Genomic DNA, 24128 nt, shown 5'->3' with positions numbered 1-24128 from the left:
TCGATGAATTTCTTTAACGAAGCCAAGTCGCTCATCAAAGTCAACATTCGCGAATACGGCATGTACATCGCGCTGTTCGTGATCATGCTTACGTTCTCCATCATGACGGACGGCCTGTTCATGTCCTCGCGCAACATCAGCAACTTGCTCGACATGACCGGCTATACCGCCGTGCTGGCCGTCGGCATGACGCTCGTCATCGTCATCCGGCACATCGACCTGTCGGTCGGCTTCGCCGCGGGCTTCATGGGCGCGATCTCCGCGATAATGCTGTCGGACTGGGGCGTGCCCGTCTATATCACGATTCCCGTCATCCTCGTGCTCGGCATCGCGATCGGCATGTTCAACGGCGTGCTGGTCGCCTCGGTCGGCATCCCGGCATTCGTGTCGTCGCTGGCGGCGATGCTCATCTTCCGCGGCGCGCTGCTTATGGTCACGGAGAAATCCGGTACGATTATCGTTAAAAACGAGCACTTCAACGCGCTCGGCAACGGCTTTATTCCGTCCCTGGGCGAAGTCGGCGGCCTCAGCGTGCTGTCGCTGATCCTGGGGCTCGTCGTCATCGCGCTCTACATTTACTTTGAATTCGCGAACCGCCGCAACAAGCTGAAGTACGAGTTCGATGTCGTCTCGGGCGGCATCTTCGCGGTCAAGCTCGTATTCGTATCGGCCATCATCGCGTATATCACCTGGATTATCGCCGGCTACAACGGCTTCTCCTGGACCGTCGTCATCATGCTGGCCGTCGTCGTGATCTACCACTTCCTGACGACGAAGACCGTGCTTGGCCGTCATATCTATGCAGTCGGCAGCAACCCGGAGGCCGCGCACCTCAGCGGCATCAGCGTCAAGAAGATCACGTACATCGTCTTCGGCTCGATGGGCATGCTCTCCGCGCTGTCCGGCATCCTGTTTACCGCGCGTCTCCAGTCCGCGACCACGACGGCCGGCACGTTGTTCGAGCTCGACGCGATCGCGGCCGCCTACGTTGGCGGCGTATCCGCTGCAGGCGGCGTCGGCAAAGTCACCGGCTCGATCATCGGCGCCATCGTCATGACTTCGCTCACGAGCGGCATGAACCTGCTCGGCGTCGGCATCTCGTACCAGTACATGATCCGCGGCGGCGTCCTGGCCGCGGCCGTCATCTTCGACGTGCTGACACGCAAGAAAAGAGCTTAATTTTGCAGGAGCCGTCCTGTTCCGCCACGAGATTCGTGGGGGACTGGGGCGGCTTTTTGCTGTGCGGCGGCGCGCTAATCAGGCCGAGCCGCCGCCCCGTTAACCGGATTTTCCGGCTAATTCGGCCTCGCCCCCCCATGCGAGCCGCCGAATTAACCGGATTTTCCGGCTAATTCGGCCTCGCCCCCCATGCGAGCCGCCCCGTTAACCGGATTTTCCGGCTAATTCGGCCTCGCCCCCCCATGCAAGCCGCCGAATTAACCGGTTTTTCCGGCTAACTCGGCCTCGCCCCCCCATGCGAGCCGCCGAATTAACCGGTTTTTCCGGCTAATTAGGCCTCGCCCCCCCATGTGCACTGCTACTCTAAAGCAGGCGATACCGCCGGGCAGTAATCCCACATATTGACATGGTAAATAGATTAGACGATAATAAAATTAGATTGTTGTCTAATCAATCGCGAAGGCTATTTATTAAGCTTTAATCCCTCGGCAAATTACCGGCAAAAAAGAGGAGAGATGCCATGCAACTCGACAAAGTCGTCGCCTACCACAAGGCGCTGGCGGATCCGACGCGGCTGCGGATGCTGATTTTGCTGGCCGGCGGAGAGATGAGCGGGCTGGAGTTGGCGGAGCGGTTGTATCTGACGCCGGCTACGATCACGCATCATGCGGCGAAGCTGCGCGAGGCGAGTCTCATTCACGAGCGGAGGGAGAAAAATTCGATTTTTTTCTCGCTCAACGACTACTTTCTTCAAAACAACGCGAGCGCGGCCGTAGCGCTCATCTACAAAAAAAGCGAAGGAGAAAAGAACGACGTGGAGATCGAGCGGGATGCGCGCCTTAAAGAGACCGTCGTCAAAAACTTTTTCACGTCGGAAGGCAGGCTGAAGCACTTGCCCGCGCAGCTGAAAAAGAAGCTGATCGTGCTGGCGCATCTCGCATCCAAACTGGAGGCGGGGCGGCTGTACGAAGAGAAGGAGATCAACGCGTTCATCAGCGGTTACCACGAAGATTACGCGACGATCCGCAGAGAGTTCATCATGCACCAATTCATGTTTCGGGAAAACGAGGTTTATGAGCTGAATCCGCCGGAGATGTGGGCTAAGACGCAAGCGTGACAATAGATGTCTAAGTTGATCCAAAAAAGGTAAAAGATGCCGGAAAAACCAAACGGGACAAAGCGGAGGATCTCCTGCTTCGTCCCGTTGGCTTATATCAACTCGCCTGCCCGCCACTCGCCACGCATCCTACCGCAGCAGCTCCCGCGCCAGCAACCGAAACACATGGAGGCGCGAAGCCATGCCATGCGGCGTGCTGTTGATCATCACTTCGTCGAAGCCGTACAGCTCCTGGTCCCGGCGGAGCAGATCCGCGACCTCGGCGGGCGTGCCGACGAGATGGAGCTTGCGGTTCTCCCGAATGGCGGCGAGGTCCGACTCGGACAACGGATAGTCGCGCGCTTCCTCCGGCGTCATCACCTGCTGCAGGGAGCCGCGCATGAGCGACAGCCGCATCAGGTCGGCCGGCTTCGCGATGTATTCGGCTTCCTCGCGGGTCTCGGCGACGGTGGCCGAGTAGGTCACGAGGATGAGCGGCTTCGGCATGAAGTAGGACGGCTCGAAGTTATCCCTGTAGGCGTCGAAAATCTCCCGCGTCATCTGCCCGTTGAAAAATTGCGCGAACGAATAGCCGACGCCTAGGCGCCCGGCCCGGACGGCGCTGTTGCCCGTAGAGCCGAGCAGCCACGCTTCCGGCAGCGGCACGTCGTACGGGGAGGCGAGCAGGCCCTCGTACAGCGGGTCCTTCGGCGCGCGATCCGCGATCAGCTGCATCGTCGTCTGCAGCTTGTCGTACAGTTCGCCGGGCAGATGCGCCCGTCCCTCGGCGAGCGCGCGGGTCGAGTAGTGGTCGCCGCCCGGCGCGCGGCCGACGCCGAAGTCGATTCGCCCCGGGGAAAAGGCGCTGAGGGTCTTGAATACTTCGGCCAGCTTAAGCGGCGAATAGTGCATCATCATAACGCCGCCGGTGCCGATGCGGATACGCTTCGTCAGCGCCGCGAGACGCGCGGCGATAACCTCGGGCGCCGTGCTGGCGAAGTTGCGGGTATTGTGATGCTCCGCCATCCACATCCGATGATAGCCGAGCTCGTCCGCGAGTACGGCGATTTCCTCTGCGTTTCGGAGCGCATTCGGCGCATTGCCGCCTTTTACGATCGGCGCTTGGTCCAGAATTCCAATCTTCATGCAGGCACGACTTCCTTTCCCGATTCCAACCTCGTACGATTCTAACGCTATCTTTACCCTAGCACATCTTCGCCCATGAAAAAAAGCGCCCGTAGGCGCCTTCTCGATACTGCCGTGTCCCGCCCGATCGTCCGCGGTTGCGGTCAGGCTTCAGGTCATGTCTATGATCAGGCTGCACCATCAGTCGCCATGCCCGGGCGCGTGATTCCGCATTACTCTTTGATCAGCGAAAGCGCCGTATCCGCTTTAAGCATGTCGTGCTCGACCTGCTTGTCCACGTTATAGGGATGATACATTTCGTTCTCGATCATGTAAGCCGCGATCTTGCGGTGCGTCTCGATCGCCGTGTCCAGCTGCGCCTTCAGAATCTTATGAACCTTGGGCGTAGCCGTCTCCGTTAGCGCGACGGCATAGCTGCGCACCGCGGCCTTCGCCGACAACAGCATGTCGGTCGCGATCGCCAGATCGTCCAGCGGCGCCGTCGCCTTGAGCAGCTCTTCCTTTTTCATCGTCGTCATTGCCATCTCGATCACCTCTTATTGTAGGATGGATTTCAATTCTTCGATCGCCTTGGACGAATTTACCAGATCCTGCTCGATCAACGCCTTCAGCTTCTCGTCCTGTACGAACTCGACCATCGCCCTCGCTTTGGTCGCGCAAGACGTTTTTAGCGTCAGGATCTCGTGAACCTCTAGCTTTTCGTGCAGCGCCAGTTCCTTTGCCATCTCGATCGCTCCTTCCTGATTGGGTGCCAACATCAACATACCCCAACTCCGTTTCGGGATAAACAAGCCCGGCGCGGATGGAAGCTTGAAGTTAGTGGTTAAGTCCCGATAAAACGCCTTTAGGAGAACGGGCCGCCCCAGGGCGACGCCGTCCGGCGCATCCGGGTCTTGCTAGGCGCAGCCGAGTTATCCTCGGGCAAGGACGTTACCGAATCGTTCATGCTCGACACCGAGGATTTCCAAAATGGCATCCTGTCTCTGCGGGCGGAGCTCGACACGGTTTACGACAGGAAGGAAAGTTCGGAGATCGGGCTTGCCCATTCGGAATTGAACCGTTCAAGAGAGACATGAAGCCCCGCGCCGCGGGGCTATTCCGTCATCGTTCGGGGGGATAGCGACGGCCGCGCGCATGCGCCGTTCCTTTGACTGTGGTATATTGAATCATAAATAGCGGAGGAGGCGCCGGCATGCTACCGATTCAAATCGTGGAAATACAGAACAGGATCGATTCGCTCAAGGATCAGGACCTGTACATACACTTGGAATTGACGACGGGCGCTTACGCGGCCCACAACGATAGCAGCAAGCATCCCGCGGCTAACTTCATCACGAACGCCCTGGTTCGCTACGGCATCGGTTCGATCTCCGGCAACGGACCGTATCGAGTCGGATTGAAAATGGAAAAGGGCTGGATCTACGCAGAGGGACTGACGCATTACGACGAGACCGACGCGGAGCGCCTGATCATGGCCGGACACGACAGCTCGGGCAAGCTGGTCGTCGCCCTGCAGCTCAGCCGCGAACCCTTTTAACCTAACGACCGGGAAAGGAAGATATCCATGGAACAACGTATTCTAGTCGTGCTGCCGCATCCGGACGACGAATGCTTCGGCATCTCGGGCACGCTGGCCAAGCACATCGCGGCGGGCGCCCAGGTCACATACGCTTGCCTGACGTTGGGCGAGCGCGCGCGCAATATGGGCAATCCGCCTTTTGCCAACCGCATCACGCTTCCGCAGATCCGCAAGGGCGAGCTCGAGCAGTCCTGCAAGGCCATCGGCATCCAGGATCTTCGCCTGCTCGGCTTTCATGACAAAACGCTCGAATTCGAGGATCAGGACCTGCTGGACCTGAAAATCGGCGAGCTGCTCGCGGAGCTCGATCCGACGCTCGTCATCACCTTTTTCCCGGGCTTCGCGGTCCATCCGGACCACGACGCGACCGGCGCGGCGGTCGTCCGCACGATCGGCAAGCTGGATCCGTCCGCCCGTCCGCCCGTGCACTGCCTCGCTTTTTCGCACAATCACCGAGAGTCGATCGGCGATCCCGATGTCTTCGTGGACGTCAGCGGTTTCTTGAAGCAGAAGATCGCGTCGATCCTGTCGCATCGCTCGCAGTTTTACGTCCCGCAGCTGTTCGAGAAAAATCCGCACAAAAACCGCGAGGTGCAGGAGCGATTCGGCACCGAACGCTTCTGGACGTACAAGTTCGCATAAAGAAGGATGTTCGCCTTCGGGCGCGCGGCCCCGGTAAGCTGCTGGTACCTGGCAAGACAACCAGCAGCTAATCCGGGAACCTCTATACCCACCTCGAGCGCCAACTATTGGTCTACGTGCACACTTAGGCAGGTTACTCCACGCGGTCTCGCCAATTATTGATCTACGTGCATACTTCAAGCGCCGGCCCTCGCCCCTATCGCCTTCTTCAAGCAGAATTTTGTTCTACCAGACTGTCTGATTCCCTCATTTTGTTCTATCCTCCTCATCATTTTGTTGCTGACGCGCGCGGCGGCCTGCATGATACGATTAGCCTGTCGCCTGACGTTCGGCGGTCGTTCATGCAAGCGCTTCACCGGCGCCCGCTGCCGAAGCGGGCGCTCCGCAAGCTGCGGTTCATTCCAAGCGATGGAGAGGAGAAGGTGAATGATGAATTGGAAAAAGCAACTGAAAACGTGGATCGCGGGGCTCGCGCTGGTCTCGCTGCTGCCCGCGGGCACGGGGAGCGCGGCGGCGACGCTGACGCAGGTGCCGTACGCGATGGATTCGAGCAACCAGGCTGGCTGGTGGAGTCCGCTCGAGACGTACGGCACCGGACTGGAGTACGCCTACATGGCGTACAACGCGCCGGGCAGCACCGCGGGTACCCACAAAGTATACATCGCTAGGCGCGACGGGGCGGGGGCGTGGTCGAACATTCCCGTCATGGACGGCGCTGCCGTGGCCGAGTACGCCGACGACAACGGCCACAACCAGCCGTCGATCGCGCGGGACGGCAGCGGACGCTTCCACGTGTTCGCCTCCATGCACGATTCGGCTTGGCATTACTTCCGGTCGGATACGGTCGGCGGCGCGCCGCAGAATCATTCGGCGGACATGCCGGACCAGACGATGAAGGTCACGTACCCGGTCGTGACGACGGCGCCGAACGGCGACCTGTACCTGCTCGTCCGGTCCAGCCAGGATACCGCCGGCAAGCGCACCGGCGTGCTGCTGCGCTGGGACAACGCGGCTTCGACGTGGAGTCAGATCGCGGTCGTCGCCTCTACGCTGAATCGCTCGGTATACCCGGACGACCTGGCGTTCGACGCGAACGGCGACCTGCATATCCTGTTCGAATGGGCGTACTTTGCGGCCAGCCCGCTTCGCCACCAGCTGTCTTACCTTAAATACAGCCCGTCTACGAACACGTTCTCCAAAGCCGACGGTACGCCCGTATCGGTGCCCGTATCGACGGCGACGGCCGACGTCGTGCAGCCGATGGCGCCGACCGAAGTTTACGTGCAGAGCGGCAGCGATCCCGGCGGCCCCGGCGTGCAGAGCGCCAAGCTGACCGTCGATTCGGCGAACAAGCCGGTCATCGCTTACCGGTATCGCGAGGAGGGAAGCACGACGTTCTCGGTCAAGCAGGCGACCCGCGGCGCGACCGGCTGGAATCTGCAGACCGTCTACGACGCCGCCGAGACGACGGCCGCCATCGACGTCACGTGGACGGGCACGCAGTCGCGCGTCTACTACGTGACGGCCGCCGGGACGGATCGCGCCTTCATGGCTGCGCAGTCGGGCACAGGCTGGAGCCAGGCATCGCTCGCGCCGGGCATTCCGATCCAGCGCCTCGCGGTCGAGCGGAACGCGAACGGCGCCGATATCCTGTACCTCGTGGATATCGCCAATCTCAAGTTGTATTACGGACGCAATTAAATAGAGGCGAACGGGAGCGGCGGACGCGCGCACAACGTCCGTCCGCTCTCTTTTTTGCCATCCGTTGACAACAAAAAGAAAGAGCGATTATAGTTAGTGCACCAATGCAACTCGGGAGAGAAGCCTTATGAACGTGTTCCGAACGCTCCGCACGCGCAAGTTCCTGCAGCGAATCCTCCTCAGCTTCATGCTCGTCGTCGTCACCCTGGCGGTGACCGCTTACATGCTCAACGTCAACGCCCGCGGCAAGGTGCTCAGCCTGCAGAACGACGCCGACCGCAAGCTGCTCACGCAGATCAACTACAATATCGAGAACATGAACGGCATCGTCAAGGACATGGCCGTGTCCCTGTTCAACGACGACGAGCTGATCGCGCTGAAGGCGGGGGCCGATTACCGGCAGAGCATCCTGAAGATCGACCGGCTCGATCGCACGGTCGCCGAATCGCCCTACTTGCATGCCGTGGCGTTTTACAACCCGAGCCAGAAGCGCTTTTTCTCCTCGCTTAATCATGGCATGGACAACAGCCGGCTGTACGAGGTTTTAGACGGCTATTTGAAGCAGCATCCGGACGTTCCGAAGCTGCAGCTGATGCCGCTCGATCTGGACGGCGGCGGCAGCGGGATCGACGTTTTCGCCTGTTTTTTGTACGACGGCCCCTCGCTCGGCTCGGTCAACGGGAGCGTGCTGATCCTGACCGTGAAGCCGGACTGGCTGCTGGACAACGTGAAGGCGCTGAACAAGCTCGCGGACCGGGAGAAGGATCTGCTCCTCGTGACCGACGGGGACGGCAATGTCCTCATGTCGAGCGAGCCGCTGTCCGCGGCCCAGATGGCGCTCAAGGACAAGGTGATGCCGCGGATCGCGGCGTCGTCCAGCACGCTCGAAGACTTCGTCTACCGGCACGCAGGGAAGAAGTACAAGGTCGCCTATCTCGGAAAAGGGATGAACAACTGGCGCATCCTGAGCCTGCGCGACTACGATTCGGTACTGGGGAACGTGAACCGGATGAAGTGGACGGAGATCGGGGTCATGCTGTCGGTCGTCCTGTTCGCCGTGCTGCTGTCGGTGTTTTTCTCCCTGCGGCTGTACCGTCCGGTCGGACGCCTGCTCAGCCTGATTCCCGAGGACCCGCGCGGTCACGCGCAGGCCAAGGACGAGCTGACGCTGATCGCCGCCAACTACATGGGCATGGTCGACAAGCTGAAAGGACTGGAGCGGGAGGAGGCGTCCAAGCGGAACATCGCGAAGGTGTACCATCTGCGAAGCCTGCTCGGCGGAAGCGATGCCGTATCCGAAGCCGAGTTCAGGCAGAACAGGGAGCAATACGGCATCGACATCGCGTCGTCCGGCGCGCTTAGGCTCGCGGTCGTCCGTCTCGACAGGCGGGAGACGCTCGTCGCGGCATCGGGCGAAGGCTCCGAATCTCTGTTTACCTTTGCCATCGCGAATATCGGCGAAGAGCTGCTTCGCCGCGACTACGGGTGCGAGTACGCGGATATAAAGGACGGCCATCTCGTCTTTATCGTCAGCGGCAAAGGCGAAGGCGGCTTGGAGGCTCTGGGCGAGCGGTTCCGCGAGCTGCAAGGGACGATCCTGTCTTACTACCGCGTCTCGTTCACGGTCGCTTTGAGCCGCACGTTCGATCATTATCGGGACATCTCGCGTCAATATGCCCTGACGCTTCGGCAGTCCGATTACCGGATGATCCTCGGGCACGGGGCGGTCATCGAGCCGGAGGACATCGAAGCCAACGAGCGCAACGAGCAGTTCCGGATTCCCGGCGAGCTGGACAAGCAGCTGATCGAAGGGCTCAAGAGCGGCGACCTGGCGCAGACGACGGAAGCGATCGAGAGCTGGCAGCGGGCGATCGGCGCGTTCAGCTTCGAAAATATGTTTTCAGCGCTGCTGCAGATGGGGATGACGATCAGCAATACGCTCGGCGAGATCAACCAGTTCAACCTGAACCCGGTATCCGTCGACCTCCACGCGGTCAATCGGCGCCTGGTCGGCACCGAGACGCTGGACGAGGCGCGGGACGTGCTGCTCGCCGTGGCGCGGGAGATGTTCGAGCAGCGGCAGAGCGGCAAGGAGGACAAAAGCCGGCTGATCGCCGACACGATCGCGGAGATCGTGGACAAGCATTTCGTCGACCCGGACTTGAACGTCCAGAAAATCGCCGACATGCTCAAGATGAACCCGGTTTATCTAGGCCAGGTGTACAAAGCGCAATCCGGCGAGACGGTGGTCGACCGGATCAACAGCGCGCGACTGACCCAAGCGAGGCTGCTGCTCGAGCAACAGGACCTGACGGTATCGGAGATCATGGAGCGGGTCGGCTTCGGCAACGAGAGTTATTTTTACCGGCTGTTCAAGCGCAGGTACAGCGTCACGCCCAAGGAATACAGGCTGAAGTCCGCCATCGAACGAAATACGTGAGAAATTGCCCGTCCGTACGCCGGCACGGGCTTTTTTGCTGCTCGCATGGTGGAAGAAGTACCGACTGAGACTACTTTCGACGCGCCGACCGAGACTACATTCGGCGCGCCGGTTGGGTGGATGGACGAGGAAGTGCCAACTGAGACTACATTCGGCGCGCCGGTTGGGTGGATGGACGAGGAAGTGCCAACTGAGACTACATTCGGCGCGCCGGTCGGGCGGGAGTGCGAAGAAGTGCCGACTGAGACTACTTTAGACGCGCCGGTCGCGCGGATTGACGAATTGCTTCATCAGGTTAGCCGGAATATCCGGCTGGCTTGTTTGTCGTGAAGCCGGTCGCGCCACCGGACCTGTACGGCACTGTACAGCGCCTGTACAGCCCGCGAGCCGCGCCGTTACAGCATTCTGGCATACGTACAGCCGGCGTTTACAGGAATCCTGCATATGTACAGTACCGTCCCCGAAGCCCCCCTGCGCTATCGTTAGACCTGCAAGCCGGAGCAACAAGGGCAGCGAGAGAAGCACGGGAAGCAAGGGAAGGAGCATTCGTCATGCCGAACAAAGCATCAGTCGCCCTGAGCGACCAGAGCCGTCCAAGCGCATTAGCCGGTGCGGAATCTCCGCCGGTCGGCATCGCCAACAAGCCGAAGCGCCAGTCTTTCTTAAGAAGAGAGCTCAAACATTTTAAAAACAACCGGGAGCTGTTCCTGCTGTCGCTGCCCGGACTCATCTACAAATTGATTTTCGCGTATCTGCCGATGATCGGGCTCATCATCGCCTTCAAAAATTATCGTTACGATCTCGGGATGTTCGGGAGCAAGTGGGTCGGCCTGGACAATTTCCGATTCCTGTTCACGACGGATACTGCCTGGCGGATTACGCGCAACACCGTGCTGTACAACGCCGGCTACATGCTGATCACGACGCTCGGGGCCTTGTTCCTCGCGGTGCTCATGAACGAGCTGAAGGCGAAGTATACGAAGTTTTACCAGACGGCGCTGTTCCTGCCCCACTTCTTGTCCTGGGTGCTCGTGGGCTACATCGCCTACGCGTTCCTGAATCATTCGGACGGCTTCATCAACCGGATGCTGATCTCCCTCAGGGTTCAATCCTGTCAGCTGGTATCAGGATTCAGGCCCGTGGCCGGTCATTCTGATCGTCGTGCATCTGTGGAAAGCGATCGGCTTCACGACGCTGATCTACTTCGCGGGCATCATAGGCATCAGCGGCGATTACTACGAGGCTGCCCGGATCGACGGGGCGACCAAATCGCAGATGGCGCTGAAAATCACCGTGCCGCTGCTCACGCCGCTCATCATCATCATGCTCATTCTGTCGATCGGCGGCATGTTCCGCGGCGACTTCGGGCTGCATTACTTCATTCCGAACAACTCGGGTTTCCTGTTCTCCTCGACGGACGTCATCGACACTTACGTCTACCGGGCGCTCCGTGAGGTCGGGAACGTGAGCATGTCGGCCGCGGTCGGCTTCTATCAATCCGTCGTCGGCCTGGTCCTGGTGCTCGCCGCGAACGGCATCGTACGCAAAATCAACCCGGATCACTCGATGTGGTAAGGAGGAATCGCAGATGCAGCAAGCAAGTCCGATCCCGCGCACGTTTATCCACCTGTTCTTCGTCATTCTCTCCGTCTTGATGATTCTGCCGTTCCTGCTCGTCGTTGCCGTGTCCCTCACGGACGAACAGGCGCTGACGCAGCACGGTTATCAATTTTGGCCGAGCGTCTTCAGTCTCAATGCCTACCGGTACATGCTCGACTCCCCGGTCATTCTGTTCCGGGCTTACGAGGTGACGCTGATCGTGACGGTCGTCGGCACGATCGTCAGCCTGCTCATTACCGCGATGACCGCCTACGTCGTCTCCCGCCCGGATTACCGGTACAACCGAATGACCACGTTCTACGTTTTTTTCACGATGCTGTTCAGCGGAGGACTCGTTCCTTCTTACATTTTGGTCACGCAGTATTTGCACCTGAAGGACAGTCTGCTGGCGCTCATCCTGCCCGTTCTGCTGTCGCCGTTCAACATCATGGTGATGAAAGGATTCCTGTCGAAGCTGCCGTTCGAGGTGATCGAGTCGGCCAAAATCGACGGGGCGCGGGAGTTCAAGATTTTCTTCCGCATCATTCTGCCGCTGTCGACGCCGGCGCTGGCGACGATGGGACTGCTCATCGCATTCGCCTACTGGAACGAATGGTTCAACGCCATGCTGTACATCGACGATCCGAACAAGGTGCCGCTGCAGCTGCTGCTGGTGAGGACGCTGAACAGCATCGAATTCATCACGGCCAACTCGGACTTCGCCCAGCAGCTGGGCATCGATCTGTCGCATTTCCCGAACAACTCCGCGCGAATGGCGATCGCCGTTCTGGCGGGCGGGCCGATGCTTATCGTGTTTCCGTTTTTCCAGCGTTTTTTCGTCAAAGGACTTACGGTTGGCTCCCTCAAGGGTTAACATATTTGAACCAGAGCAAAAAACTAGGAGGTCACAGGAATGCTGAAAAGAAAAATCGGCTCTACGGCGGCGCTTGCGCTGCTCACCGCTACCGCGCTGGCGGCTTGCGGCAACGACAACAATAACGGGGGCAACGCCGCCGCTTCGCCAAGCGCGAGCGGATCGTCCCCGGCCGCGTCCAGCGCGGCGGCCACGGCTTCGAGCGGTTCCGAGCTCAAGCCGGTCGAGCTGACGTGGTACTATCCGCTGAACCAGATGCAGCCGGACCAGCAGAAGGTCGAAGACGCGGTCAACAAGATCGTCAAAGAGAAAATCAACGCGACCGTCAAACTGAAACCGGTTGCACTGGGCGACTACGTGCAAAAGATGAACACCGTGCTCGCCGCCAGCGAGACGTTCGACATCATGTGGACCGGCTACCTGATCAAGCCGGAGGAGCTCGTCCGCAAAGGCGCGCTGCAGCCGCTCGACGATCTCATCGAGCAATACGCGCCGGCGCTTAAAGCGGATATGCCGCAGTACATGTGGGACGGCCTCACGGTCGACGGCAAGATCTACGGCGTCGCCAACCAGCAGATCAACGGCTCGCGCTACGGCTTCATCATCCAGAAGCGCTTCGCCGACAAGTACCAGCTCGACACCGCCTCTATCAAGAAGATGGAAGATATCGAGCCGTTCCTCGAGAAGATCAAGCAGGGCGAGCCGGACATCATTCCGTTCAACGGCTACTACAACACCGTGCTGCACGACGCGACGTACTGGGGCGTGCCGGGGCTTGACGATCACTTCTTCATCAAGTCGGGCGACCCGACCTACAAGCTGTACCGCTATCCTGAGGAAGAGCTGAACACGTTCAGACTGGCAAGCAAGTGGTACAAAGCCGGTTACATTTACAAAGACGCAGCTACGGCCAAGATGACGGATTACCAGGCGAAAGGCCAGATCGCCGTCGATTTCCAAAACGTCCTCAAGCCGGGCGTCGAAGCCGAAGTCAAAGGCCGCAACGGCGGCAACGACGTGATCGTCGTGCCGATCAGCGACTGGTTCACGAACGGCTACTCCGCGACGACGAACCTGTCGATCAGCCGCACGTCGAAAAATCCGGAGCGCGCGATGATGCTTATCAACCTGATGAACAGCGACGCCGAGCTCTACAACCTGATCAGCAACGGCATCGAGGGCGAGCACTATACGAAGAGCGCGGAAGGCTTCATCACGCCGACGGCGGATTCCAAGTACCGTCCGAACATGGACTTCATTTTCGGCAACGTGTTCAACAGCTACCTGAAGGAAGGCCAGCCGAAGGACGTGTGGGAGCAAACGAAGAAGATCAACGAAACGGCCGAGCTGAACCCGGTCGGCGGCTTCAAGTTCAACTCCGAGCCCGTTGTCACCGAGATCGCCAACTTGAACGCGGTATGGGGCGAGTACAAGAAAGGCATCCAGACCGGCACGCTCGACTTCGACAAGACGTGGCCGGGGCTGTACGAGAAGCTGAAGGAAGCCGGCGAAGAGAAGTACGTCGCAGAGGTTACCAAGCAATTCGAAGAATACCTGAAAACATCGGGTCTCAAAAAATAATCGAAAAATAATCGCATAAGCGGTCCGCGGCAACGAGAAAGGCGCCGAAGTCGGGCGCGGTGTTCCAGACTCATACGTTAAGGAGAGATGGAAACGCATGCACATGAAAAGACGGATGACGGCTTGGCTCGCAGGCTTGATGGTATTGTTCTGCGCTTTTCCGATGATGCAAGTATCCGCTGCGACCGACGAGGCGCCCGAAGCCGGTGCCGTTCTGTACGTCGCGACGAACGGCAGCGACGCCAACGCCGGCACGATCGCCGCGCCCTTCAAGACGCTGGAGAAGGCGCGCGACGCCATCCGCGGCATGAAGGAGAATGGCGGCCTGCCGGACGGCGGCGTCACCGTTTATTTGAGAGAAGGGCTGTACGAGCGGACGTCGAGCTTCGAGCTCGGTGCGGACGACTCGGGCGAAGCCGGCAAGACGATCACGTACATGGCGTATCCCGGAGAGACGGTCCGTCTCTCCGGCGGACGCGATATCCCGAAGAGCGGGTTCGCGCCGGTGACCGACAGCGCCGTGCTGAATCGGATCATCAGCCAGGACGCGAGATCGAAGGTGCTGCAGATCGACCTCGCGGCGCTCGGTATTACCGACTACGGGGTGATGAGCCGCCACGGCTACTATCTGGCCAACGACCTGAGCCAGGTGCCGCCGATGGAGCTGTACGTGAACGGTCAGGGCATGACGCTCGCCCGCTGGCCGAACGAAGGCACGGTCCAGATGGGGGACATCATCGACCCAGGCCCGACGCGCAAGGATGCGGACCTGCAGCAGCGAGGCGGCACGTTCACGTATACGTACGACCGGCCGCAGTATTGGACGCAGGCGGACGATATCTGGCTGGACGGCATTTTCGGCTACAGCTGGGAATGGTCGTACAACAAGATCGCCGCGATCGACACGGCGAACAAGACGATCACGCTGCGTTACGGCGAGATGAGCGGCTTGTACAAGAACTGGTACCCGGACTTCCACTTTGCGCAGAACTTGCTCGAGGAGATCGACGTGCCGGGCGAGTACTACATCGACCGCGGCGCCGGCAAGCTTTACTTTTTGCCGAATGCCGAGTTTAAGACCGCGAATCCCGAGATCACGGTGACGATGCTGAAGACGCCGATGATTAATTCGATCGACGCTTCTTATATCGACTTCAAGGAGCTTATTCTCGAAAACGGGCGGGACTCGGCGGCCGTCATCGTAGGCGGCAGCCATGTGCGCATCGTGAACAGCGAGATCCGCAACTTCACGAACAGCGGCGTGCTGATCAATACGCAGAGCCGGTTTTTCTACAACATCTTCGACGGCGCGCCGGGCACCGATCTCGGTATCGTGGGGTCCCATATCCACCATATCGGCGGTACCGCGGTCACGCTGAGCGGCGGCAACAAGACGACGCTCGCGCCGGGCAACAACTACGTCGAGAACTCGCATATCCACGATTTCGCCTATTATCACAAGGCGTACAATCCCGGCGTCATCCTGTCGGGCGTCGGCAACCGGATGTCGCACAACGAGCTGCACGACGCGCCGCACCCCGGCGTGCTCGTTTTCGGCAACGACCATCTGATCGAGTACAACGAGATCTACGACGTGTGCAAAAGCTTTTCCGATCTTGGCGCGATCTACATGAACGCGGGCGAGACGCCGCAGCAGCGGGGGACCGTCATCCGGCGCAACTATTTCCACGACATCGGCACGAGCAAAGCCGGCGTCGAGGGCATTTATCCGGACAACTTCACGATGGGGCTCAAGATCGAGGAGAACGTCTTCTACAAGATGGGCAACTCCGCCATCAAGAACAACGGCGGCGCGCATATTCTCTCGCGCAACAACATTTTCGTCGACGCGAAGGTGCCATACGACTACGCGGATATCTATCTGGGCGACAAACCGGACGGACAGATCGCGAAGAACTACATGCCGAAGTGGCAGGCGCTGTTCGCCGCGAACAACAACTTCGTCGGCACGCCGTACCTGACCAAGTATCCGGAGCTCGCCGCCTTCTTTGACGAAAATCGCTATTACCCGGATACCAATACGTTCCAGGGCAACATTGTCTACAATCCGACGGTGACCCGGAGCGTGACGACCAACGTGTACGGGGCTTACGACAAGTTCAACCTGGTCCAGTACGCGAACAACTGGGTGACGACGACCGATCCCGGCTTCGTCAACCTGGCGGGCGGGGACCTGACGCTTGCGGCCAACGCCCCGGCCTACACGCAGATTCCGGGCTTCCCGCAGATTCCGTTCGGCGACATCGGCACGTCAGGAACGCCAGGAACGACCGCGGGACCGCACGAGTTTCCGGTGACCGGCGTCGCGGTGTACAACGATGCGATCACCGTCGATCGCTTCAAGTCGGTGAAGCTGCAGACGGCGGTCGTGCCGTGGAATGCCAGCAATCCGGGGCTCACTTTCGCCTCGGCCGATCCGTCGGTCGCCACGGTCAGCGCGGCGGGCGTCGTCACGGGGCAGTCGGTCGGCGATACGACGGTGACTGTCGCCTCGGCCGTCGATCCAAGCCTGACGGCTGCCGTATCCGTTCACGTCGAAGCCGGCGACGGCGTCATGGACCGGACGGACTTCGAGTCCGGGTCGGGTCTGTGGCCGCAAGATGTGAACCGCTCGATTGTTAAGGTCGACGACAATCACTGGTATAAACTGCTGAACAATGCGTCGACGCTCATCAACAAGGATTTTACCGACTACGAGCTGACCTTCAAGCTCAAAACGCCGGAGGTCATGCCGGCCTACGCGACGCTGTACATCTTCGACAAGCAGGTAGGCAGCGGCTCGACGCGGATCGGCTACAAGGTGCGGGAGGACGGCACGTCATCCTGGATTCTGTACAACTCGGCTTGGGCCGTGCTCAAGGAAGTGAAGCTGCCCGGCCAGGATCTGCTGCCGAATACGACGTACGACATCAAGGCGCTCGTCAAGGGTTCGGACTACAGCGTCTACGTGAACGGCGCTTTCCGGATGAAGGGCTCGGATCCGGGGCACAACGCGACCGGCAAGGTCGGCTTCTACGTCAACAACGTGACGAACATGATGTTCGACGACATCCAGTTCAAGGCGTCGACGACCGACGTGTCCGGCGTGATCCCGACGGAAAATCCGGTGCGCATCACCGCCGGAGAGACGAAGCAGCTTGCCGTATCCTTCGATCCGGTCGATGCGGCGAATAAGGGCTTGACCTGGACGTCGGGCGATCCGTCGGTCGCGGCCGTAGACGCCAGCGGCATCGTTACCGCCGTGAGCGAGGGCGAAGCGACGATCACGGCGACCTCGGTCGAAAACGCGAATGCGAAGGCGACCGTTCAGGTCATCGTCTCGAACGTCATGCACTTTACGAACTTCGAGTCGGGCGGCAACGGCTGGCCCGTCGATCCGAACCGCAGCATCTATCTGGACGCGAGCGGGAACCGCTGGTACAAGATTTTGAACGGCGCGACAGGGATATTGGATAAGACGTTCTCGGATTACATGCTCGAGTTCAAGCTCCGGACGCCGCCGACGCTGCCAACGGGCGGGGGCACGCTGTACATCTTCGACCGGCAGGACGCGACGGCATCGACCCGCATCGGCTACAAGATGAAGGCGGACGGCACGTCGGATTGGGTGCTGTACAACGGCAGCTGGGCCGTGCTGAAAACGGCGCCTCAGACCGGATGGGATCTGGCGGCCGATACGACTTACGACGTGAAAGTCCTTGCGGAGGGCGGACATCTCAAGGTGTACGTAAACGGGGCGCTCCGGCTGGACGGCACCGATCCGGGCTATCGCCCGTCGGGCAAGGTCGGCTTCTACGCCAGCGGGTTCGGCTACCTGCTGTTCGACGACGTCCGCTTCTCGGTGTTGCCGCAGGAGCCGGCGCCGGCATTGTCGACGCCGCTCGCGGTGGCGCCCGGCAGCGCGCCGGGCTCGACCAAGGTGACCGCTGTAGCTTCGGATGCGGCGAACAGCCTGCACTTGGTCGTCTCGGCGGCGCCGCTCGCGACGCCGAAGCTGGGCAGCGCGACGCTGCCGGGCGGGGCGGTTCCGCTTGCGAGCGGAACCGCGCTGGAGCTGCCCGCGGCAGCGGCGGGCGCTTACGTCGGCGTCTACGAGACGGCGACGGCGACGGGCAAGATCGCGCGATTCGGCGCGCGGCAGCTCGCCGCCGCCGACATCGCGCCGTATCCGGCGGCCGCGCTCAGCGTGACGGCCGCGCCGGGCACGGCCGCGGGCACGACGCGGCTGGCCGTGGGCGATGTGCCGGCGGGCCATGCGCTGAAGGCGGCCGTGCATGCGTCGGCGGCGGAGCTGCCGGCGGCGCCGGATCTGGGCGGCGAGGCGCCGGAAGGCGCGGCCGACTATGCGGCGGGCAGCGATCTCGCCGCCGCCGAGGGCAACGCGGTCGCCGTCTACGAGCTGGACGACGCAGGCAAGGTCGCGGCGTACGGCACGGTGACGCTGACCGCGGAGCAGATCAAGGGCGAATTGCCTGCCGAGGGGCCGGGTCTGCCCGGCAAACCGGCGCTGTCGAGCGACAACGGGTACGACACGGGCTTGCTCGACGGCGACTACAAGATCACGATGAATCTCTGGTACGGCGAGAACGGCACCGTCTACAAGCTGTACGAGAACGACGCGCTCATCGATACGCAGTCGCTCGCCAGCGCATCGCCGGCCGCGCAATCCGCGGTCACGACGATCTCGGGACGGACCGATGGCACGTATCGCTACCGCGCCGAGCTCATCAACGCGAAGGGCAAGACGACGAGCGAGACGCTCACCGTCACCGTCAAGGACGCGAAGCCGGGCAAGCCGGTGCTGTCCGCGAACAACTGGGACGGCGACGGCAGCTACGACGTGTCGATGAACATGTGGTGGGGCACGAACGGCGGGACGTACCGGCTTTATGAGAACGGCGAGCTGATCGATACGCAGCAGTTGATCGCCGGCACGCCGTCCGCGCAGTCGGCCAAGACTTCGGTCTCCGGTCGGGCGCCGGGCAGCTACGAATACCGAGCGGAGCTTGCGAACGCGGCGGGCACGACGACAAGCGAGACGTTGGTCGTGCAGGTGACGAAGTAACGATTTAAAAAAGAGACCGCTCCTTTGCGACGCGGCTGCGACAAGCGGCCGTTGACGAAGGGGGGCGGTTTCTTTTGTGCGTTCCGACCGCGGACCCAAGAGTCGCTATTCGTGCATTTTCGGCGCTTTCGCGAAGGTTAGCGGACCGGAGAGCCGTTAACACGGCATCGGCGACTTAAAAACGACCCGTTTGTCTGTTTAACGGCTCCTGAGTCCGCAACAACGTGCGAAGGGCCTCATTCAGCGAAAATAGCGTCCCTCGGTCCACGAACAAAGCGGCGAGAAGAAGGCAGGATGTCTTAAAGTCAAGACCGTGCGCGTGAACCTGCTATTCGCGCATCCTGCGGCGGGCGATGTCCTGCGCTTCCCCCCGCCATGTCCGCGATACGGCGCATCTCTTCGTTGGCCTGCTCGGCATAGGCCGCCGCAAGCGGCGGGACCCCGAGGGCGCCGAAGTTGATCTCCGCGGTCAGGAGGGCCGATCGCGCCGCGGCCTCCAGCAGAATCGAGGCGATCGCCAGGTCGGACAAGACGTTTTTGTTGGCGCCTTCGGCAATCCGGAGCGTATACGTCAAGCCTTCCCGGCATTGTGCCATGAGCCGGAGGGGCACCGCGGTCGCCTGGACTGCGGCGTCGCGCAGCGCCGCCCGACGCTGCGCTTTTTCGTCTTCCGTCGCCTTCGGCAGCCGCAGCGCGCTCAAGTATTGGCCGAAAGACGCGATGTCCGCGTGCATCAGCGTCTCGCATTCGGCGCTCAGGCGGGTCATCTCGGCGAGCGTCTCTTCGATCTGCGGCCGAATCGCCGTGAACTTGTCGCCTTGCGACAGCCGGCCGACCATCGACGTCATCGCGGCCCCCAGCGCGGCGACTACCGCGGCTACGCTGCCGCCGCCGGGCGTCGGGTCCGCGCTGCCCGCTTGCCCGATGAAGCTCCGAATCGATTGATCCCACGAGATGTCGCTCATTCGCCGGTCGCCTCCTTTTGCTGCCAATCGATCGCGTCCATCAAGTTCCTGAACACGATCGCGGTCGTCAGCGTACCGACGCCGCCGGGCACCGGCGAGTAGGCGGCAGCGCGATCGCCCGCGCCAGCGGCGACGTCGCCGGCGATGCTGCCGTCCGCGAGCTCGTTGATGCCGGCGTCCACCAGGACGAGGCCGGGATGGACCATGTCCGCCGTCACCGTATCCGGACGGCCCACGGCCACGAAAGCGAACGCCGCGCGAGTCAGATGAGCCGCGATATCCCGCGTGCGGGAGTGGCAGACGGTGACGGTCGCCTGCTCCCGCTGCAGCAGATGGAAGAGCGGCAGCCCGACGGTCTGGCCGCGACCGACCAGCGTGACGTCGGCGCCTTCAAGCGCGTAGCCGAAATGCTTGACGAGCGCGATGCAGGCCTGGGGCGTGGCCGGGTAGAGGCCGGCTTCGCCCGTGACGACGGCGAGCTTGTTGGCGGGCGTGACGCCATCGACGTCCTTGGCCGGCGCGATCGCCCGCTCGATACGGTGCGCGGACAAATGGGCGGGCAGCGGCAGCTCCAGCAGGATGCCTTGAACGGCGGGATCCGCATTGCAATCGGCGATCAGCTGCACAAGGGACGCTTCGGTCGCGTTGGCCGGGAGCTCATGAAGGCGGTAGGCGATGCCGAGCCGTTCCGCGATTTTGCGTTTCGCCTGGGCGTAATATGCGGAAGCGGGGTCCCCCTCGACTAGAATAACGGCCAGCTGCGGCTGCGTGCCGGCTTCCTTCAACCTGTGTACACGCGATCGGATATCGTCGTAGATGCGTTCCGCCGCTTCCTTGGCTTTCATAATCGTCGTCATACCGTGGTCCTCCTTGAATGGGAATGCCGATTTTTAAACGAAAAAGGACCCGCGGCAGGCTCGTATGCGCATACGAGTCCTGCTCGCGGATCCTTTTCTCCCAGGCGAACGGAAGGGTCCCGCCGCATGCTCCCTCGTGGTCGATTCCACTGATCTCGCCAGTCGCATGCGGCTCTATTGCCTCCATAGTACCAGACCGGGCTGCCATTGAAAACCGTTGAGGAGGCGAAGATTGATGTCGGGATTAGGAAGCGGATGGTAAAATAGGGCGTGAGCAGGCTATTGCGAATGAAAAGGAGAGCGGAGCGGATGCAGGAGGAAAAGGTAACGGCGGCGGCGGCGGCGGAGGTAGCCGACTTCATGGACAAGCTCGAGCATCCGATGAAGCGGGAGATCGAGGCGCTGCGCGCGATTGTGCGCGACGCGGACGCCCGGCTCGCCGAGGGCATCAAGTGGAACGCGCCCAGCTATAGCGTTGACGGCGAGGATCGGATTACGTTCAATCTGCGGGGCAAGGGGATGATCCGGCTCGTCTTCCATGCCGGCGCGAAGAAAAAGAATTTGAATATCCGCGCGGCGTGGGGCGAGGACAAGTCCGGACTGCTTGAATGGGCGGCCGACGACCGGGCGATCGTCAAGCTCGCGGGCATGGACGACGTCCGGGAAAAAGAGGACAGGCTGGCGAACGCCATTCGGCGTTGGCTTGAAGCGACGAGCTGAGGGCTGCCGCCGTTCGCTAACCTTTCCCGAGGAAGCGTTTGCCATCTCGAGACGACGTGTGTTAGAATCGAGGTACTTTACGGAACGGAGGGTTGCCGTGTGATAGACTACATCCGAGTTCGCACTTTGGTCGGCTAATGATTAGCGCCCAAGCTCTGCCTGCAGGCAGGGGACTCAGATGAAGTCTGTCTACATTCGAAGGCAACCCGCGCGGGAGCTGCGCCGGTTCGCTTGTTCGCGGATGTTTTGTCGTCCGCCGGCGGCCGGCCTTTGGATAGGCACGATTTCGAGCGCGATTTTCCCATGTCGGGGGGAATCGTGTTTCCTCGATCTGATCACCCTGAACGCAGGCGGACGATGCCTGTGTTTTTTTGTTTTACCGATCATGAGAGGATGATGAGTATATGGAACGAGAAGATATCGAACCGAACGGCCTGGCGCGCGCGATCGTCGTCGGCGTTCAACTGAACAACGCGCCCGGATTCGAATACGCCATGCAAGAGCTGCGCAACCTGGCCGACGCGTGCGGCATCGAGACGGTCGGCGAGCTGACGCAGAAGGCGGAACGGGTGAATTCAGCCCACTATATCGGCAGCGGCAAGGTGGAGGAGCTGAAGGCGATCGCCGCGGAGCTGAACGCTTCGACGGTCATTTTTAACGACGAGCTGTCGCCTTCCCAGATCCGCAATCTGGAGTCCGCGCTGGAGCGCCGGGTCATCGACCGCACGATTCTGATCCTCGACATCTTCGCCGAGCGCGCGCAGACGAAGGAGGCGCAGCTGCAGGTCGAGGTGGCAAAACTCCAGTACATGCTGCCTCGGCTGGTGGGCTTGCGCGAATCGCTCGGACGCCAAGGCGGCGGGTCCGGACTCAAGAACCGGGGCGCGGGGGAGACGAAGCTGGAGCTCGACCGCCGGCGGATCGAGGAACGCATCTCGCATATGCAGCAGGACCTCGAGAAGCTCGTCGCCCGCCGCCAGGTCCAGCGCAAGCAGCGCCAGAAAAACGAGGTGCCTGTCGTCGCCCTCGTCGGCTACACGAATGCGGGCAAGTCGAGCCTCATGAACGCTTTGCTCGCCGCCTACGAGCCCGAATCCGGCAAGCGCGTGCTGGCCAAGGATATGCTGTTCGCCACGCTGGAGACTGCCGTCAGAAGCATCTCGCTGCCGGACCGCAAAACGTTTCTGATCGCGGACACGGTCGGCTTCGTCAGCCAGCTGCCTCACCATCTCGTGAAGGCGTTCCGCTCCACGCTCGAGGAAGTGTCCGAGGCCGATCTGCTCATTCACGTCGTCGATGCGGCCAATCCCGAATTCGAGCAGCATATCGCCGTCACCCGGGAGACGCTGAAGGATCTGGGGGCGGACGGGATTCCGGCGATCTATGCGTACAACAAGGCGGATCTGCTGCCGGACAGCGACTTCCCGCGCGTTGACGGCGACATCGTCTATCTGTCCGCGGCAAGCGGCCAAGGCGTCGAGGAGCTCGTGCAGGTGATCCGGGATTGCGTCTTTGGCGACTATGTCGAGGGAGAAGTGCTCATCCCTTACGATCAAGGCCGGCTCGTCGCTTACTTCAACGAGCATGCAGACGTACGAAGCACGGAGTACGAGGAGACGGGCACGCGCCTCTCGCTAAGCTGCCGGGCGGCGGACTACGAGCGGTACCGCGATTTGTTCGTGGAGCGCTAGAAAAAAGGACGGACCGCCTGACGGCGGTCCGCTTTTCGATCCAGCGGAAGCAAAAGCTCGCATAGCGCATACGGACTTAACGACGGGCGTCCCCGTCCTTTGGAAAAGGGGCGAGTCGCATCTGGAGCGCTTCGCGATCCGCTTTTTTCAGCTTGCTCACGACTGCGTCGTAGGAATGATCGACCATGGCCTTCAGGTCCGCGTCCGGCACGGTGCCGTCGAGGCGAACGGTGTTCCAATGCATCTTGTTCAAGTGGTAGCCGGGGATGACGGCGGCGTATTGCTGCCGGAGGCTTTCTGCGAGCACAGGGTCGCACTTCAAGCTGACGGAGGCCGGCTCGCCGCGCTCGTCCACCAGCGCGAACACTTTGCCCGACACCTTCAGCACGAGCGGCTGGTCGCCGAACGGATAATCTTTAACAGCGCCTTTTTTTGGTCAGGATGTACTTGACCAGCGACGGTACGTTCAAAGGGAGTCCTCCATTTCGAAAACGCATTTATCCTTCAGATATACCACGCCGGGCGGCAAAAGTTAAGTCTTTCCGGTTCGCAAATGGAAGCTTGCTGGGTGCGAAATGCCTGTCGACGGCACGGTACGCTTTCGCGGGGTACGCTTTGCCGTAAAGCTTGCAAATATACATCTCATTCCGCCGATGGCGGCCCTTTTAAACAGGATACCTGCATATGCGCATTTATTTTTTACATCGGCCCCGTTTTCGGCTTTTGCCTTTAAGTTTGCCTGCACATTTGCAGGTTTTTCGTCCGGTGTCGCTGGTCGACAGAAAATACATGTACGGATGCAGGTTTCAACCCGCAAAGCATCGAAAAACGCCGGCACGCACCGAAGTTGCGCTTGCCGTCAATAATCGCCGCCAAACCGGCGCCAAACCTGACGTCACACCTGCCGCCAATCGCCACCGGAGTTGTGATGTCCGACTTCTCTATGCTTTCTAATTCGTAAGAAGGAGCTGT

Annotated in this window: 19 protein-coding genes, 1 pseudogene and 1 riboswitch; of the genes and pseudogenes, 13 read left to right on the top strand and 7 right to left on the bottom strand. The window is 60.8% G+C overall.

Annotated elements, in window-relative coordinates; genetic code table 11:
• Positions 1 to 3 precede the first annotated feature (3 nt).
• Both OMP38_RS15430 and OMP38_RS15425 read left to right on the top strand, forming a co-directional pair.
• On the top strand, positions 4 to 1179 hold the full coding sequence (locus tag OMP38_RS15430) for a sugar ABC transporter permease (RefSeq protein ID WP_277565928.1): 1176 nt from the start codon (positions 4 to 6) through the stop codon (positions 1177 to 1179).
• 520 nt (positions 1180 to 1699) lie between these two features.
• Positions 1700 to 2296, top strand: coding sequence for a DUF2087 domain-containing protein (locus tag OMP38_RS15425; protein ID WP_277565927.1), 597 nt, complete (start codon positions 1700 to 1702; stop codon positions 2294 to 2296).
• 129 nt (positions 2297 to 2425) lie between these two features.
• Here OMP38_RS15425 and OMP38_RS15420 read toward each other — a convergent pair whose 3' ends face one another.
• The 3 genes from OMP38_RS15420 to OMP38_RS15410 form a co-directional block, all read right to left on the bottom strand.
• A complete protein-coding gene (locus OMP38_RS15420) occupies positions 2426 to 3421 on the bottom strand; it encodes an LLM class flavin-dependent oxidoreductase (protein WP_277565926.1) in 996 nt (331 codons plus the stop codon).
• Positions 3422 to 3633: 212 nt separating this feature from the next.
• Entirely contained in the window at positions 3634 to 3945 is a 312-nt protein-coding gene (locus tag OMP38_RS15415; RefSeq protein WP_420869657.1) for a spore coat protein, read from the bottom strand.
• 12 nt (positions 3946 to 3957) lie between these two features.
• The gene (locus OMP38_RS15410) at positions 3958 to 4146 is read right to left on the bottom strand and encodes a spore coat protein (protein ID WP_277565925.1); all 189 of its coding nucleotides are present in this window, start codon (positions 4144 to 4146) and stop codon (positions 3958 to 3960) included.
• 168 nt (positions 4147 to 4314) lie between these two features.
• Between OMP38_RS15410 and OMP38_RS15405 the strand changes: the two genes are divergently transcribed.
• From OMP38_RS15405 to OMP38_RS15385, 5 genes are all read left to right on the top strand, one after another.
• Positions 4315 to 4497, top strand: coding sequence for a hypothetical protein (locus OMP38_RS15405; RefSeq protein WP_277565924.1), 183 nt, complete (start codon positions 4315 to 4317; stop codon positions 4495 to 4497).
• 116 nt (positions 4498 to 4613) lie between these two features.
• Positions 4614 to 4958: a YojF family protein gene (locus OMP38_RS15400; protein ID WP_277565923.1), complete on the top strand. Its 345-nt coding sequence runs from the start codon at positions 4614 to 4616 to the stop codon at positions 4956 to 4958.
• Between the two features lie 27 nt (positions 4959 to 4985).
• Positions 4986 to 5642, top strand: coding sequence for a bacillithiol biosynthesis deacetylase BshB2 (gene bshB2, locus OMP38_RS15395; RefSeq protein ID WP_277565922.1), 657 nt, complete (start codon positions 4986 to 4988; stop codon positions 5640 to 5642).
• Between the two features lie 426 nt (positions 5643 to 6068).
• Positions 6069 to 7343 carry a BNR-4 repeat-containing protein gene (locus OMP38_RS15390; RefSeq protein ID WP_277565921.1) on the top strand — a complete coding sequence of 425 codons (1275 nt, stop codon included), beginning with the start codon at positions 6069 to 6071 and terminating at the stop codon, positions 7341 to 7343.
• Positions 7344 to 7470: 127 nt separating this feature from the next.
• Positions 7471 to 9783 carry an AraC family transcriptional regulator gene (locus OMP38_RS15385; RefSeq protein ID WP_277565920.1) on the top strand — a complete coding sequence of 771 codons (2313 nt, stop codon included), beginning with the start codon at positions 7471 to 7473 and terminating at the stop codon, positions 9781 to 9783.
• 662 nt (positions 9784 to 10445) lie between these two features.
• Here the strand turns inward: OMP38_RS15385 and OMP38_RS34720 are convergent.
• The gene (locus OMP38_RS34720; RefSeq protein WP_338130520.1) at positions 10446 to 10847 is read right to left on the bottom strand and encodes a hypothetical protein; all 402 of its coding nucleotides are present in this window, start codon (positions 10845 to 10847) and stop codon (positions 10446 to 10448) included.
• Between the two features lie 97 nt (positions 10848 to 10944).
• Here OMP38_RS34720 and OMP38_RS34715 point away from each other — a divergent pair, with 97 nt between their 5' ends.
• From OMP38_RS34715 to OMP38_RS15365, 4 genes are all read left to right on the top strand, one after another.
• On the top strand, positions 10945 to 11358 hold the full coding sequence (locus tag OMP38_RS34715) for an ABC transporter permease subunit (protein WP_338130519.1): 414 nt from the start codon (positions 10945 to 10947) through the stop codon (positions 11356 to 11358).
• A 13-nt stretch (positions 11359 to 11371) separates the two neighbouring features.
• Entirely contained in the window at positions 11372 to 12256 is an 885-nt protein-coding gene (locus tag OMP38_RS15375; protein ID WP_277565919.1) for a carbohydrate ABC transporter permease, read from the top strand.
• A gap of 39 nt (positions 12257 to 12295) precedes the next feature.
• Positions 12296 to 13837 (top strand): ABC transporter substrate-binding protein, encoded by a 1542-nt coding sequence (locus OMP38_RS15370; protein WP_277565918.1) that lies wholly within the window; start codon positions 12296 to 12298, stop codon positions 13835 to 13837.
• Positions 13838 to 13940: 103 nt separating this feature from the next.
• The gene (locus OMP38_RS15365; protein WP_338130573.1) at positions 13941 to 18923 is read left to right on the top strand and encodes an Ig-like domain-containing protein; all 4983 of its coding nucleotides are present in this window, start codon (positions 13941 to 13943) and stop codon (positions 18921 to 18923) included.
• Positions 18924 to 19228: 305 nt separating this feature from the next.
• On the opposite strand, the gene OMP38_RS15355 is transcribed toward OMP38_RS15365, so the two are convergent.
• Positions 19229 to 19888, bottom strand: coding sequence for a cyclodeaminase/cyclohydrolase family protein (locus OMP38_RS15355; RefSeq protein ID WP_277565917.1), 660 nt, complete (start codon positions 19886 to 19888; stop codon positions 19229 to 19231).
• Positions 19885 to 20745, bottom strand: coding sequence for a bifunctional 5,10-methylenetetrahydrofolate dehydrogenase/5,10-methenyltetrahydrofolate cyclohydrolase (locus OMP38_RS15350; RefSeq protein ID WP_277565916.1), 861 nt, complete (start codon positions 20743 to 20745; stop codon positions 19885 to 19887). Before OMP38_RS15350 ends, OMP38_RS15355 begins: the two co-directional genes overlap by 4 nt.
• 91 nt (positions 20746 to 20836) lie before the next feature.
• Positions 20837 to 20921, bottom strand: a riboswitch (ZMP/ZTP riboswitch).
• A 112-nt stretch (positions 20922 to 21033) separates the two neighbouring features.
• Here OMP38_RS15350 and OMP38_RS15345 point away from each other — a divergent pair.
• Positions 21034 to 21465 carry a DUF1801 domain-containing protein gene (locus OMP38_RS15345; RefSeq protein ID WP_277565915.1) on the top strand — a complete coding sequence of 144 codons (432 nt, stop codon included), beginning with the start codon at positions 21034 to 21036 and terminating at the stop codon, positions 21463 to 21465.
• A gap of 404 nt (positions 21466 to 21869) precedes the next feature.
• The gene (gene hflX / locus OMP38_RS15340; RefSeq protein ID WP_277565914.1) at positions 21870 to 23156 is read left to right on the top strand and encodes a GTPase HflX; all 1287 of its coding nucleotides are present in this window, start codon (positions 21870 to 21872) and stop codon (positions 23154 to 23156) included.
• Between the two features lie 76 nt (positions 23157 to 23232).
• Here hflX and OMP38_RS15335 read toward each other — a convergent pair.
• Positions 23233 to 23589: pseudogene (locus tag OMP38_RS15335) on the bottom strand (MmcQ/YjbR family DNA-binding protein); the annotation flags it as partial.
• Positions 23590 to 24128 lie beyond the last annotated feature (539 nt).

It is taken from the genome of Cohnella ginsengisoli (assembly GCF_029525555.1).
GTDB lineage: Bacteria > Bacillota > Bacilli > Paenibacillales > Paenibacillaceae > Cohnella > Cohnella ginsengisoli.
Note: the sequence above shows the minus strand (reverse complement) of the source record. Positions and strands in the feature narration are given on the sequence as shown.